This is a genomic window from Roseburia rectibacter (assembly GCF_014287515.2).
In the GTDB taxonomy this organism is placed as follows: Bacteria; Bacillota; Clostridia; order Lachnospirales; family Lachnospiraceae; genus Roseburia; species Roseburia rectibacter.
This window is the reverse complement of record NZ_CP092473.1, coordinates 561,623-576,427: the sequence shown is the minus strand read 5'-3', so window position 1 is coordinate 576,427 and position 14,805 is coordinate 561,623. Positions and strand designations below refer to the sequence as shown.

At 43.0% G+C, this 14,805-nt stretch carries 13 protein-coding genes and 1 tRNA gene; 3 read left to right on the top strand and 11 right to left on the bottom strand.

Annotated elements, in window-relative coordinates; translation table 11 throughout:
* Nucleotides 1-4 precede the first annotated feature (4 nt).
* Both H8S51_RS02730 and H8S51_RS02725 read left to right on the top strand, forming a co-directional pair.
* A complete protein-coding gene (locus H8S51_RS02730; protein ID WP_117920714.1) occupies nt 5-1,444 on the top strand; it encodes a TrkH family potassium uptake protein in 1,440 nt (479 codons plus the stop codon).
* Between the two features lie 63 nt (nt 1,445-1,507).
* On the top strand, nt 1,508-2,368 hold the full coding sequence (locus tag H8S51_RS02725; RefSeq protein ID WP_117920713.1) for a class I SAM-dependent methyltransferase: 861 nt from the start codon (nt 1,508-1,510) through the stop codon (nt 2,366-2,368).
* Between the two features lie 91 nt (nt 2,369-2,459).
* Here H8S51_RS02725 and H8S51_RS02720 read toward each other — a convergent pair whose 3' ends face one another.
* From H8S51_RS02720 to H8S51_RS02680, 9 genes are all read right to left on the bottom strand, one after another.
* Entirely contained in the window at nt 2,460-3,401 is a 942-nt protein-coding gene (locus H8S51_RS02720; RefSeq protein ID WP_186900054.1) for a magnesium transporter CorA family protein, read from the bottom strand.
* Between the two features lie 78 nt (nt 3,402-3,479).
* A complete protein-coding gene (locus H8S51_RS02715; RefSeq protein WP_241070863.1) occupies nt 3,480-3,980 on the bottom strand; it encodes a GNAT family N-acetyltransferase in 501 nt (166 codons plus the stop codon).
* A 128-nt stretch (nt 3,981-4,108) separates the two neighbouring features.
* On the bottom strand, nt 4,109-4,771 hold the full coding sequence (locus H8S51_RS02710) for an HAD family hydrolase (protein WP_186900055.1): 663 nt from the start codon (nt 4,769-4,771) through the stop codon (nt 4,109-4,111).
* Entirely contained in the window at nt 4,762-5,400 is a 639-nt protein-coding gene (gene thiE, locus H8S51_RS02705) for a thiamine phosphate synthase (protein WP_186900056.1), read from the bottom strand. Before thiE ends, H8S51_RS02710 begins: the two co-directional genes overlap by 10 nt.
* On the bottom strand, nt 5,387-6,214 hold the full coding sequence (gene thiM / locus H8S51_RS02700; protein WP_118210548.1) for a hydroxyethylthiazole kinase: 828 nt from the start codon (nt 6,212-6,214) through the stop codon (nt 5,387-5,389). Before thiM ends, thiE begins: the two co-directional genes overlap by 14 nt.
* Before the next feature lie 542 nt (nt 6,215-6,756).
* Nucleotides 6,757-7,485 carry a TraX family protein gene (locus H8S51_RS02695; protein WP_186900057.1) on the bottom strand — a complete coding sequence of 243 codons (729 nt, stop codon included), beginning with the start codon at nt 7,483-7,485 and terminating at the stop codon, nt 6,757-6,759.
* 83 nt (nt 7,486-7,568) lie between these two features.
* Complete coding sequence (gene pyrF / locus H8S51_RS02690) at nt 7,569-8,267, bottom strand: orotidine-5'-phosphate decarboxylase (protein ID WP_117920785.1); 699 nt, start codon at nt 8,265-8,267, stop codon at nt 7,569-7,571.
* A gap of 132 nt (nt 8,268-8,399) precedes the next feature.
* Nucleotides 8,400-10,517: a methyl-accepting chemotaxis protein gene (locus H8S51_RS02685; RefSeq protein WP_186900058.1), complete on the bottom strand. Its 2,118-nt coding sequence runs from the start codon at nt 10,515-10,517 to the stop codon at nt 8,400-8,402.
* A 177-nt stretch (nt 10,518-10,694) separates the two neighbouring features.
* Nucleotides 10,695-10,768 (bottom strand) — tRNA-Pro (locus H8S51_RS02680).
* Between the two features lie 246 nt (nt 10,769-11,014).
* Here H8S51_RS02680 and ymfI point away from each other — a divergent pair.
* Nucleotides 11,015-11,746, top strand: a complete 732-nt coding sequence (ymfI, locus tag H8S51_RS02675; protein WP_186900059.1) for an elongation factor P 5-aminopentanone reductase — start codon at nt 11,015-11,017, stop codon at nt 11,744-11,746.
* 65 nt (nt 11,747-11,811) lie between these two features.
* On the opposite strand, the gene H8S51_RS02670 is transcribed toward ymfI, so the two are convergent.
* Entirely contained in the window at nt 11,812-13,926 is a 2,115-nt protein-coding gene (locus H8S51_RS02670) for a glycogen debranching protein (protein ID WP_118210543.1), read from the bottom strand.
* Nucleotides 13,923-14,669: a class II aldolase/adducin family protein gene (locus H8S51_RS02665; RefSeq protein ID WP_118210542.1), complete on the bottom strand. Its 747-nt coding sequence runs from the start codon at nt 14,667-14,669 to the stop codon at nt 13,923-13,925. Before H8S51_RS02665 ends, H8S51_RS02670 begins: the two co-directional genes overlap by 4 nt.
* Nucleotides 14,670-14,805: the final 136 nt, after the last annotated feature.

Below are 14,805 nucleotides of genomic sequence, written 5' to 3'. Positions count from 1 at the left end.
GGCAATGAATTATTCGATCGTTTTATATATTTTAGGCTGTGTTTTGAAATTCGAAAGCGCGTTTTTAGTCCTTCCCGCATTGGTCGGGCTGATATACCAGGAAAAAGCCTCTGTCTCTTATCTTGCAGTTGCTGTTTTATGTCTGGTACTTGGTATGCTTCTGACACATAAAAAGCCTCATTCTACAAACCTTTACACCAGGGAGGGGTTTGTGACGGTTGCCTTAAGCTGGATCATCATGAGTATTTTTGGTGCTATTCCTTTTGTACTGACCGGAGATATTCCATTTTATGTAGATGCACTGTTTGAGACGATTTCCGGTTTTACCACAACAGGTTCAAGCATCCTGTCCGATGTGGAGAGTATATCAAAAGCCAGCCTGTTCTGGCGCAGTTTTTCACACTGGATCGGCGGTATGGGAGTATTTGTTTTTATCATGGCGATTCTCCCTCTGATGGGCGGTTCTTCGATGAACCTCATGAAAGCCGAAAGCCCTGGTCCTTCTGTAAGTAAACTGGTTCCACATGTGAAAGACACTGCAAAAATCCTCTACGGTATTTATATTGCCATCACGATCTGTGAAGCAACGATTCTGCGGGCGCTTGGCATGCCCCTATTCGATTCGCTGACTACTACATTTGGTACCGTAGGCACTGGTGGATTTGGAATAAAAAATGACAGTATTGCCAGCTATTCCCCTGCAATACAGATTACGATCACCGTATTTATGATTTTAAGCGGCATCAACTACACTGCGTATTTTTATATTCTGACAGGCAAATTAAAAGACTTCTTTAAAATAGAAGAAGTCCGCTGGTACCTTGCCATTATACTTGGATCGGTGTGTATTATTACCTGGAATATCCGTTCGTTTTACCCAACGTTAGGTGACACTGTGCGTCATGCTTTTTTCCAGGTCGGCTCCATTATCACAACAACCGGATATGCGACTACAGACTTTGATCTCTGGCCGGCTTTATCAAAAACTTTGCTGGTTACACTAATGTTTATCGGTGCCTGTGCCGGCAGTACAAGCGGTGGTATTAAGGTGTCCCGTATCCTGATCTTATTAAAAACGATCCGTAAGGAGCTTTCCCTGATCATCCATCCGCGTCAGGTGAAAAAAATCCGTATGGACGGACACCCGGTCGATCATGAGACTTTACGTTCTGCAAATGTTTTTCTGGTCGTTTATTTTGTACTGCTGTTAACTTCCATGCTTCTTATCAGTGTGGATGAATTTGACTTCACAACAAATTTTACTTCCGTTGTCACAATGTTAAACAATATCGGTCCGGGCTTAAATCTGGTCGGTCCGACACAGAATTTTTCAATTTTCTCTCCGTTTTCCAAGTTTATCCTGATGTTTGACATGCTTGCCGGAAGACTCGAACTGTTTCCGATGATGATTCTTCTGATGCCGTCAACCTGGAAACGTAAATAATAGAATACGCTTCGCGAATATTCTATTGTCATGAATAGTAGAATGATTATGAAAGGATTTTTTATGTGGATTGCAAATAACTGGAAAGATTATGAAGTAATAGACTGCTCCTGTGGTGAAAAATTAGAACGATGGGGCAATTATACACTTGTGCGTCCTGACCCACAGGTCATCTGGGACACACCAAAAAAAGAAAAAGGCTGGAAACATATGAATGCCCACTACCACCGCAGTAAAAAAGGCGGTGGCGAATGGGAGTTTTTTGATCTGCCGGAACAGTGGAGTATTCGTTATGGATCTTTAACATTCCAACTGAAACCATTCAGCTTTAAGCACACCGGACTTTTTCCGGAACAGGCAGTAAACTGGGACTGGTTTTCAGATAAGATCCGCTCTGCAAAACGTCCGGTCAAGGTCTTAAACCTTTTTGCCTACACCGGCGGTGCAACACTTGCAGCTGCCGCAGCCGGAGCTTCTGTCACACATGTGGATGCCTCAAAAGGTATGGTTACCTGGGCAAAAGAAAATGCTGCATCCTCCGGTCTTTCGGACGCACCGATCCGCTGGATCGTAGATGACTGTGTGAAATTCGTAGAACGTGAGATCCGCCGTGGCAATCACTATGATGCGATCATTATGGACCCGCCATCCTACGGCAGAGGTCCTAAGGGTGAGATCTGGAAGATCGAGGAATCTGTGTATCCGCTGATCAAGCTCTGTGCACAGTTACTGACAGATACGCCATTGTTCTTTCTGGTAAACTCTTACACTACCGGACTTCAGCCAGCAGTGCTGCGTTATATGATCGCAACTGCATTAGAAAAATATGACGGAACCGTCACCGCAGATGAGATCGGTCTGCCGGTATCCTCCAATGGACTGGTGCTGCCTTGTGGCGCAAGCGGACGCTTTGAAGGAAACTAAAGACTGTCTGGATTTTACTTTTTAGCATAATGTTCTCCAAAAAAGGAGTTCTGCATCAACCAAAATTGTTGTTGCAGAACTCCTTAATATTTTACAGCATCTTCTTCTTCCGAAGCACCAGCATCGTGACTAAACAGATCAGCAGTGTCAGAACACAGATGATCAAAAATCCATGCGGTGTATTTGCAAACGGCATCCATTTTTCATTGACGTTCATTCCGTAAATACCGGATATAACGGTCGGAATCGCCATAACGATCGTGATGGATGTCAGATATTTCATAACGTTGTTCAATCGGTTGTCGATCACAGATGACATCAGTTCCCTGGTACCATTGATGATATCACGGTAAATCGATGTCATCTCGATTGCCTGCCGGTTTTCGACGATCACATCTCCTAACAGTTCCTTATCCTCCGGGTACTGCTCTAATCGTTTATATCTGGTCAACCGGTCTAAGACAACGCCGTTGGCACGCAGGGACGTTGCAAAGTAGACCAATGTAGACTCTAATTCATGAAGATCGATCAGATCGATATCTTCTGTATTTTTTCCGATCCGTTCCTCAATCTCTGTTCTTTTCTTATCAATCACGCGCAGATTCATCTGGTAATTTGTCGCCGTACGGAATAATATCTGATATACAAAACGCAGTTTTTTCTTTGTGCTGAACTCTTTCACACGGTTGTTTACAAAATTCTGCAGCACCGGTGTATCATCCGTACAGACCGTCACGATCACATCCTGTGTTAAAATGATACCTAACGGGATTGTCGTATAACTCTGTTTTTCATGACGTATCTCAACGGTTGGGATATCGACTAAGATCAGTGTATAACCATCCTGAAGTTCGATACGGGAACTCTCCTCTTCATCGAGTGCGGCCTGGATGTCCTCAATATCTACATTCAATACTTCTGCGATCTCGGCACATTCCTGATGCGTCGGCTGGAGCATCTGCACCCATACGCCATCACCGATTTTTTCCTCCTCATGAATCCTCTGGTTATCTGTCTTAAAATATCTTATCATGGCATTTTCCTCAATTTCCCGGGATACTGCCATGTATTATGCCAGATTTTTACACACTACATCTTTCCGGGAATCTTTCTATTCAATTTCTCTGTCATAAATGATCTGATATGCGTTTAAGCCCAGTTTTTTCCCAAACTTAACGCCTGCCTGTCTGATCTGACCACAGTAAGAAAAACCAAAACGTTCATGCAGATGGATACTGACTTCATTTTCACTTGTGATCAGTGAAATAACCGTTCCGATCTGCGGACATTCTTTTGCATATTGCAATGTTTTCTCCATAAGACTGCAGCCAATGCCACGCCCTCGATAACCCGCATGAATATAGATAGAGATCTCAACTGCAGGGTCAAAAGCCTTCCTTTCCCTGTAACGCGAAAGAGAGGCATAACCCGCGACTGTTCCTGCCTCTTCATATACAAAGATCACATATTGTCCCGTGTGCGCATGGAACCATGCCAGACGATCCTCATAATCTTTGACTTCCGTATCAAATGTTGCTGTTGTATGTAAAATGGCATCGTTATAAATATCCATCAATGCCGGAATGTCTTTTAACTCTGCTCTGCGAATCATAATAATCCTCATTCCTGCATGTGAAAATCTTATTTTCACACTGTACCTCAATATTATCTATCATAGCACAGTTTTTTATACGACGCCACGTAAAATTTGTAAATTCCATGTAAATGAAACTTTTTATGTTACTGTTGCAGACTTTCCACAGCACTCACAAATCCTTCCAGATAAATATCTGCCTGCTCCTTTATCTTTCCCTGCTCTTTTCTGCTCGCATCATCATAAACCCCGACTGTCACAAATCCTGCTTTCTTTGCCGTCCCGATCGCATACAGTGCATCCTCAAACACCAGCGTATTTTTCGGCTCTGTCCCAAGAATATCAGCCGCTGCATAATATATATCCGGAGCCACTTTTCCCTTGCCAACTTCCGTACATGTGAATATCTGTTCAAAATAGGAAAACAGTCCGGTACGTTTCAATGCTGCTTCCACCATAGGACGGTCAGTCGAAGTTGCCACCGCCATCTTTATCCCATTTACCTGCAAAGTGTCTAACAGCTCTCTTACACCTTCTTTGGGCTGCACCTCTTTTTCATATGCAGTATAGACAATGTTATTCACGCCCGCCACAATCTCATCAACTGACTCTGCGAGATGATAATTTTCTTTCACATATTCTGCGCCCTTTTGCATGCTCATGGAAAATAAGATATCCGAAAGTCTTTCCCTTACCTTGATTCCTTTGTTCTGCAGATAGCGCTCACTCGCATGTTCCCATACCGGCATGGAATCAAGCAGTGTTCCATCCATATCAAAGATTGCCCCCTGTATGTTCCTTATCTGCATATTTCTTCCGACAGCCCCCTCAGTTCCTTTGATGCCGCACGGATATCTTTCTGTGCAAAAATAGCGCTGATCACTGCCACTCCGTCAATCCCCGTGCCCTTTAACTGTAAAATGTTATCCCGGCTGATCCCTCCGATCGCAACTACCGGGATCTGCACTGCTGCACAGATTTCTTTTAGCACTTCATGGTCTAATGTTCCGACATCTTTCTTGGTTCCGCTTCCAAACACTGCCCCGGAACCAAGGTAAGTTGCCCCGCATTTTTCAGCGCGCAGTGCTTCTTCCACCGAGTGTGCCGAAACACCAATGATCTTATCTGCGCCAAGCCGCCTGCGTACTTCCCCGGCTTCCATATCATCCTGACCAACATGCACGCCGTCCGAATCGATCTCTAATGCAAGATCTACATTATCATTGATGATAAATGGAACCTGATACTCCCTGCACAGTTTTTGTATTTCTCTTGCTTCCTCTAAGAATGCCTGTTCTGAAATATTTTTCTCACGAAGCTGTAAAAAAGAAACTCCACCCTCCAATGCCTGTCTGACCTGCTCATACAAGGTCTGGCCATTTAACCAGGTTCGATCCGTTACCCCATATAATAATAACTGCTTTTTATCGAATCTCATAACGTGCTCCTCTCTCTAACATATCTCCATCCATACATGACACTGCATCCATCAGGCTCACACGGTAAGTCCCACTGCCTGACTGCCCGCTTTTTTCCGCCGCAAGCTCCCCTGCATATCCCATCATACACACTGCTGCCGCTGCCGCCTGTAACTTATCCTCTGGATTTGCTGCAAGGAAAGCCGTTAAAATACCAGAAAGCTGGCACCCGGCTCCGGTGATCCGGCTCATCTGTGGATTGCCGTTTTTTATCACATAACATTTACTGCCATCCGTTACAAGGTCAATAGCTCCGGTAATCACAATGATCGTTTTCAACTGTTGTGACAGCATCTTTGCCGCTGCGATATTCTGTGCTAAATTTTCTTCTGTCACTCTGTCTGTATTGTCTGCATCCACGCCTTTTCCGCTATTTTCTTCTGATTCACATAATGATGCCAGCACCCTGATCTCAGAAATATTTCCACGGACTGCATCAAAATGTATTTCTTTTAACAGTTGTTCTGCTGCCTGTCTGCGAAAACTGCCTGCCCCCACTCCAACCGGGTCTAACACCACCACATGCTTCCGTTTGTTTGCCATCTTCCCCGCTTTTAACATAGTCTGAATTTTCTTTTGATTTGGCGTACCAAGGTTTAAATTAAGTCCCATGCATTGTGCCGTAATCTCCTCTGCCTCTGCTTCCTCGTCTGCCATGATAGGACTTGCTCCGCATGCCAAAAGAACATTTGCGACATCATTTGCCGTCACATAGTTTGTTATATTATGAATTAACGGCGCTATACGCCGCACATTATCAAGATACTTTTTCATAAATCTTTCTGCTCCATACTGTTTACTTCTATGCACATTATATCATGCGCAAAAGCAGCACATGATCGTGATCTACACTCGCTTCGCTCGGCAGTCTTATTATATCATAAATACTTCAAACTGCAGTGCACGTCCGAAAAATCAGAGATTTTCCGGACTGACGGACATTCGCCCTATCAAACATAAAAATAACAAAAAAGCGCCTGCAAGCAGTCTTTTTTGTCATTTCCATGTTTGGCACTGCTCATTGCTTATGCACATTATACCCTATTTCTGCCCTCCCGCATATGTGACTTTATAATTTTCTTATCTGTTTTTAAGATTTCCTTCATTTTCCAGTCAAGAAATGGTCACAATTATCCCGTACCATTAATAACATCAAAAGGAGCTGTTGAGTTTCGACTCGGGGGTTGGGGTTCTGTCAGTTCCGTCAAAAAACAATCCTGCCAGATATTCCGGCAGGTTTACATATAAAGAGGGCTTTAGAAAACATCCCCTCCGTTTTCTAAAGTCCTTTTCTATGAATCCTTATATTAAAATTTTCAGATTGCAGATACAGCACCATATCCCATTTTATATACGATAAAATACAAGATCAGCAGATGTACCGGATAAAATGCGTAAAAGAAATATTTCATGCCAAAACCACGTTTTCCATTATAGAAATAGATCGGAATAAATGCAAATACTGCCGCCCATTCCCACCAGACAAACGCCAGACATCCAAATACGACCTGCTGCATCCTGCTTCTTCGAAACAGATAAAACACCATGATACAAATCACTCCAAGCGCACCATAATCCGTCGATAAAAACTCTGCTGCGAACATCCCGACGAGGATTGCAAGTGTGGAAAGTCCTGTCCTTTTCCAGACGCTAAAACGGCTCTGTTTCATCACAGAATCATATGCCATCATGGTAAGCAGACCAAGCAGCAATGTAAAAAACACATTCTGATATCCGACTTCTAAAATTTTTCCGTTAAATGCAAGATCAAATGGTATCTCGGATATTGCAGCAAAACACCCTAGACGCAACGCATATTTTTCCCGGTCTCTCGTGTGCATAAATCCTTCCACCAGAAGGAAGCAGAAAATCGGGAACGCAATTCTTCCGATATTCCGCATCACACGGTATAACTGATACAGGCTGTCATTATAGCCTCCGAATTTTAATACACGAATGATCACAGTCGCTGCAATATGGTCAATAAGCATTGTGGCGATCGCGATCATCTTTAATGCACTTCCACTGAGTCCTTTTCTTTCCATGAAATCCCCTATCTGTTCCAATCCTCTCTTTTAACCGAAAAAAGAGAAAGACCGTTCATCTTTCTCTTTTTCCTGTTTTTCATCTAGCCTACAAATTCTTCTACACATCTGCGGTATGCAGCTACCGGATCATCTGCCTGTGTGATCGGTCTTCCGACTACGATATAGTCAGATCCAAGCTCTTTTGCTTTCGCCGGCGTTGTCACACGCTTCTGATCACCGACATCGCCGTCCGCAAAACGTACTCCCGGTGTGATGGTAAGGAATTTGTCTCCACATACTTCATGTACTTTTCCGGCTTCCAATGGAGAACATACCACACCGTCTAATCCTGCTTCCATTGTATTTTTTGCATAATGCATAACCGTCTGGTCGATCGGTTTTTCGATCCACAGTTCCTGCTGCATTACCTCTTCACTGGTGGAAGTAAGCTGTGTGACTGCGATCAGAAGTGGTCTCGTTCCATCCTCTCTCGTAAGTCCCTCGATAGCAGCCTGCATCATCGCTTTAGTGCCTGCCGCATGTACATTACACATGTCTACATCCAGTCCCGATAATACAGACATTGCTTTTTTTACGGTATTTGGAATATCATGTAATTTCAGGTCAAGAAAAATCTTGTGCCCCATCTGTTTGATTGTACGGACAATCTCCGGTCCCTCTGCGTAAAATAACTCCATACCAATCTTTACAAAAGGTTTTTCCTCTTTAAATTTTCCAAGAAAACTGATCACTTCTTCTTTGCTGTTAAAATCACACGCAATAATAACGTCTCTTCCCATCTCTTCCTCCTGCTTCATCCCATCCGGTTTGTTTTTCAATTCTCAAATGCAATAGATTGCACGCTTTGATGCAACCCCATTGTCATGAATTATACCTGTATAGAATGTGTTTTGCAAGTCATTTTACATGACTTAAGAGAGTTTGAATCGATTAATCGTCTCCATCAGATCTTTGGCAATTGCCTGTAGTGTGCCGGTATGTTCACTGATCTCTGCCATTGTAACATTAACCTGCTCCGTGGAAGCATTAACCTCTTCGGTTGCCGCTGCTGACTGCTCGGATACCGATGCGATCGTTCCCATCTTATCCACAACAAGATCTTTATTGGCAGACATATTTTCATTTAATGTATTGATTCGTTCCATGCCAGATCCTAACATTTCGATCTGTTTCATAATCTCACCAAAGATCTCTTCCGTACGGTTGATTGCTTCCTGCTGCTCACTCTGCAGTACCTCATTCTCCTGCATGGTTGCCTCAACCAGTTTTGATTTCTCTGTGATCTCCGTGATGATCTTTTTGATCTCATCCGTTGACTCTTTCGACTCATCTGCCAGTTTACGGATCTCATCTGCAACAACTGCAAAACCTTTTCCCATCTCTCCGGCTCTTGCTGCCTCAATACTTGCATTTAATGATAACAGATTCGTCTGGGAAGTGATATCTGCGATCGTATCTGATATATAGAAAATTTTATCAATACTCTCGACCATCTCGTTCATGACCTCTAACGAAACTTTGGATTTTTCGGCTGTTTTTCCGGATTTTTCAATCAGGTCTTTTACGCTTTCAATTCCCTCGGTGCTGACCTCATTTGCCTTCTCCGTCATGCCATTCATGCCGGAAACATATTCTTTGGTCTCATCTAAGCTATTCTTCAAATGCTCCACCTGGGTATTGGCTTCCTGTGTGCTTTCTGCCTGTTTTACTGCCCCCTGCGCAACACTGTCAATTGCCTGTGTTACCTGTTCGATCGTCGTTTTCGTATTGCCTGCGACCTCAGAGATACCACCTGCAACTTCAAGAATATGATTCGACTTATCCTCAACTGCATGAATCAGTCCGGACACATCATCCATCATACCGTTAAAGTTTGTCTCAAGTACACCAAATTCATCGCTTCTGGTAACTTTGATCTTTTCGGAGAAATCACCGCCTGCAACACGATGTGTCGCATTCTGAAGTTTTTTGATCTCACGGTTAAAACTGAATGCTGTCACAACTGCGATCACACAGCCAAATACCAGTCCGATCATTCCCGCTGCAAGTGTTCCAATATTAATATTGATGAGATTTTTCTGATTTTCCTGATCACTGATGCATCCTATCATTCTCCATCCGGTCACGCGGTCTGTCATCGCTGTGATCGCGCAGTTTCTTCCTTCGGCACGCATATTATAGGATGCCTGTAATACAATATCATCTGCTGCAGGATCTTCACTTTCCTCCAGCTGTGCTTTCTGTTCTTCAAGATTATCTAATTCTTCTGTCAAAGGAGCGAAAAATTCAAGGTCTGCAACTGTACCATCTGCAAAAGTATTGCTTTCGCTGTCAACCATGATATTTCCCTGTTCATCTACCAGCATGACAAATCCTGTATTTAAAAGCCTGATGTTTTCCACATAATCTGCCAGTGCAGATGCCTCGATATCCATGGCAACAACACCCTGGACAACATCTTTGTATTTTACTTCCTGACAGACTGTGATAATCTGTTCTCCGGTCTCCTCATCTGTATAAGGTGCTGTAATATAACTGAAAATAGAATTTACTTTTGCCTTTCTTCCCTGACATGCAGTGTACCATTCTTTTCCGGAAAGATCCTTATTTTCTACTGTATTCATCGCTGTCTTTGAACCGTCAGCTTCATATTTTACCCATCCGGTGATCGTTCTGCCGTCATTTAAAGCATAATATGCACGCACAGATCCATTCACGACTTTACAGGCTGCAACCAGTTCGTCATTTACATTGTCGATATATTTATCATAGTTTTCCGGCTCGATCAAAAGCTGTTTGATACTGTCTTTTCTAGTCAGAAGATCGACCGGCAGACTGATCGTTTTCTCATATGTCTGCAGACTCGTCATTGCACTGCTTAATGTCTGCTCGCTCGTAAGCTGCATGTTACTGTTTAACACGCTTTTTACCTTACTGTGTGTAAGAAGTGCACAGATCAAAACACTTCCAAGGATCGCAACCATAAAAGCTGCGATCAGCTTTACACTAAGACTTGTTTTTTTCTTCATTTGTGAAATTCCCCCTTCTTTTTTTGCAATGTAAACGGTTACATTTTTGTATTATATCACATATTCAGAAAATAGGGAATCATTTTTAATAGCATTGTTAGTCAGACCACAAAAAAAAACTTTCCATCTTGGAAAGTCCTTTTTCATTCTCCCTTTATTCTCAAAGGTTTCATATAGTCGGCGCGACAGGATTCGAACCTGCGACCTCTGCGTCCCGAACGCAGCGCTCTACCAAGCTGAGCCACGCGCCGTAATCAAGTTGTCTTGAATCGTGCTTGATTATATTATCACATCTTTCTGAAAATGTCCATACCTAATTTTTACTTTTTTATTTAAATTTCATCATTTTTCAAAAATTGTCTTCTGATTTTTTTCATGATACAATGAGCGCAAGAGAGTCAACATGCTTGCATGATTGACGGACAACGAATTGGATCATGTGCTGATTTTACACACAATATACTAAAACAACAAATTATTAAGAAATGGAGATTTTTATGAATAGAACTGTATTAGTCACCGGAGCTTCCCGCGGGATCGGACGCGCGATCGCAACTGCATTTGCAGCAGAAGGCGACCGCCTGATCATTACCTGTTCGAAATCCACACAGGAACTTATGAGTTTAAAAACAGAACTGGAAGATACTTATCATACCGAGGTACTCGCCAGTATCGGCGATATTTCCTCCTTTGAATATGTCGAGCAATTATTTACCCAGATCACAGAGCATTTTGGTGGCATAGATATCCTGATCAATAATGCTGGAATTTCCTATATAGGTCTGCTGACAGATATGTCAATTGATGACTGGAATCATATCGTTTCCACAAATCTTACCTCTGTTTTTTCTACCAGCCGGCTCGCCATCCCGCATATGGTGCATGAAAAAAAAGGTAAGATCATCAATATTTCTTCCGTCTGGGGCATCGCCGGCGCCTCCTGCGAGGTTGCATACTCCGCATGCAAAGGCGGAATCAATTCTTTTACAAAAGCACTTGCAAAGGAACTTGCTCCGAGTAATATCCAGGTCAATGCGATCGCATGTGGTGTGATCGATACACAGATGAATGCCTGCTTTTCTGAAGAAGAACGTAAAGAACTTGCCGATGAGATTCCTGCCGGAAGATTTGGAACACCGGAAGAAGTTGCACATCTTGCCGTGCAGCTTGCTAATGGAAATGACTATCTGACTGGACAGATCATCACACTTGATGGCGGCTGGCTATAGATGTTTCTGCAAAATCAGCCAGTTTCATGCACGATCGCATGTCACTGGCTGATTTTGTTATATATCTATTCTGCCACTAAAATAACCACACTTCTCGGCGGGATTTTTAACGATTTTTTATAATAAAATTCCGTCTGTGATTCTACATCTTTTCCGTCCTCATACTCTACATTCGTATTGACACAAATTTTCCACTGCAGATTATTCGGTAATTCCGGAAGCTGCATGACAAGCGTTTCCCAGTACGCATTCATTCCATAGAAAATAATATCATCTCTGGTATTTGCATCATCCCTGCCGGCATACATAATACCAATCAGTTTGCTGGTAAAATCAGTTCCTCCATTCCATGGAAAACCATTGTGAATGCTGATCTCCGGGAGTCCGCAAAGCGCTTTTTTTGTCGAGCGGCGCAGAACCGGATATTTTTTACGAAAAGCGATCATATAACGGAAAAAATCATGGATCTCCCGATATTTTTCCAACCTGCTCCAGTCAAGCCAGGATATGATATTATCCTGACAATAAGCGTTATTATTGCCAAACTGTGTGTTACAAAATTCGTCTCCAGCATAAAACATGGCAGGTCCCCTGCTGCACATCAGTGTCGCAAATGCATTTTTGACCATTCTAAGGCGCAGGCCTTCGATCTGCGGATCATCCGTCTCACCCTCTGCTCCACAGTTCCAGCTATTTCCGTTGTTATCTCCGTCAGAATTATTCCAGCCATTTTTTTCATTGTGCTTTGTATTATAGGCATATAGATCGTACAATGTAAATCCATCATGACAGGTGATGAAATTGACAGATGCACTGTCACCACGGTGCTTCGGGTAAAGGTCTTTCGAGCCTGTGATACGTGTGATCGCTGTTCCTGCCATTCCATCCGTGCCTTTTAAAAACTGTCTTATATCATCACGGTATCTTCCATTCCATTCTGCCCAACGGTTCCATGACGGAAAACTTCCAACCTGATAAAGTCCGCCTGCATCCCATGCCTCTGCGATCAGTTTAACCTTTCCAAGGATCGCATCACATGCGATAGCCTGGAGTAATGGTGGATCCGCCATCGGTGCTCCTTTTTCATCACGCGTCAGAATAGATGCAAGATCAAAACGGAAACCATCCACACGATACTCCGTTACCCAGTAGCGCAGACAGTCAATGATAAAACGTCTTACTGCCGGATGATTACAGTTCATGACATTACCGCAGCCGCTGAAATTATAATAGTAGCCATCCGGTGTCAGAATATAATAAGTATTATTATCAATTCCTTTAAAAGAAAAACACGGTCCCTGTTCATTTCCCTCCGCTGTATGGTTAAACACAACATCCAAAATGACCTCAATACCGTTTTCCTTTAACTCATAGATCAGTTCTTTTAACTCATCACCTTCATGATTATGCTCTACAACTGATGTATAACTGGTATTCGGAGCAAAAAAGCAGACAGTATTGTACCCCCAGTAATTATACAGACGTTCTCCATCCACTACTCTGGTGCTTTCCATCTCGTCAAATTCAAAAATCGGCATCAGTTCAACTGCATTTACCCCAAGATCTTTTAAATATGGGATTTTCTGCCGCAGTCCCTCATAGGTGCCTTCTGCTCCAGGTGTCACACCGGACGATGCATCTTTTGTAAATCCCCTTACATGCATCTCGTAGATGACAAGATCTTCAAACGGATGCTCAGTCGGGCGGATATCTCCCCAGTCAAAGTTATTTTCCACAACTCTGGCATGATAAATAAAATCTGCTCCGCCTTCCGGACGCTCTCCCCAGTTCCGCTGTCCTGTCACCGCCCTCGCATACGGATCAAGCAAAATGTTTTCTTTATTGAACAATAAACCTTTTTTCTCATCATAAGGTCCGTCCAACTGAAATGCATATTCAAACTCTTCGATTTTCAATCCAAAAACGAACATGGAATATGTGTTTCCAATATGATAAGCCTCCGGATATTTTAGGGTCACATATGGCTCTTTTTCCTGCGGCTGGAACAACAGAAGATAACATGCTGTCGCACCAAAGGAATGGATCGTAAAGCTGACACCTCTTGTGGTTGCTGTCGCACCATCCCTGTTATAAAAACCCGGACGTACCTGATATCCATTGATCTCATCCAATGGCTGCAGCCCAACGCCGCGTTCCTGTTTATGTCTGCCTGTACTCATTTTAATCCTCCTTTCTTTTTGGGAGTATTTTCCTCCTTGTTTTGCGGAGCAAAATGCCTGCTATATTTCTTATACCCCGGATGTTTTCCACTCATTTTATAATAATTATTTCTAAGGTCCACAAGTCTGTCGATATTTTCCCGGTCGATCTCTTCTGCACCACCAAGCAGATGTGCCGTCAGCGTGATCTTTGCAAACTGCTCTAATGTTTCCATCCTATAGTATGCCGTATAGACATCAGCACCTACCGTCACAGCTCCGTGATTTTTCAGCAGGATCGCATCATGCTCTGGCAGATACGGAGTAATGGCATCCGGCACTTCATCCGTGGAAGGTGTCGCATAAGGCGCAACTGGCACCGAACCAAGTGCGAGCACAGTCTCAATCATGGAATATTCATCAAGAGGGATATCTGCCACGGCAAACCCTGTCGCAACCGGAGGATGTGCATGCAAAACTGCGCCAACATCCTCACGTTCCTCATAGCATCTGAAATGCATCCTCATTTCAGACGACGGACGATAACCGTCCATGGCTTCAATAATCTCCCCTGTTTTATCTATATGCACGATCATTTCCGGGGTTACCATACTTTTTGACACGCCTGTCGGTGTTGCCAAAAATGTACCATCCGAAAGTTTTACCGACACATTTCCATCATTTGACGCAACCCATCCCAGCTGCCACATCTTATGGCATACATCACAGATCTGTGCCCTGATTTCCTTATAACTTAGTTCCATAATAATCTCCACACCTTTCAATACTGTACCTTTTTCCTATTTTATATTCTATTATAAACATCCTCTTTCCCAATTTCAACCAGACAATATCTGTGTTATACTATCCTCAGAAAATATTAAGAAACAAAGAAAGGAT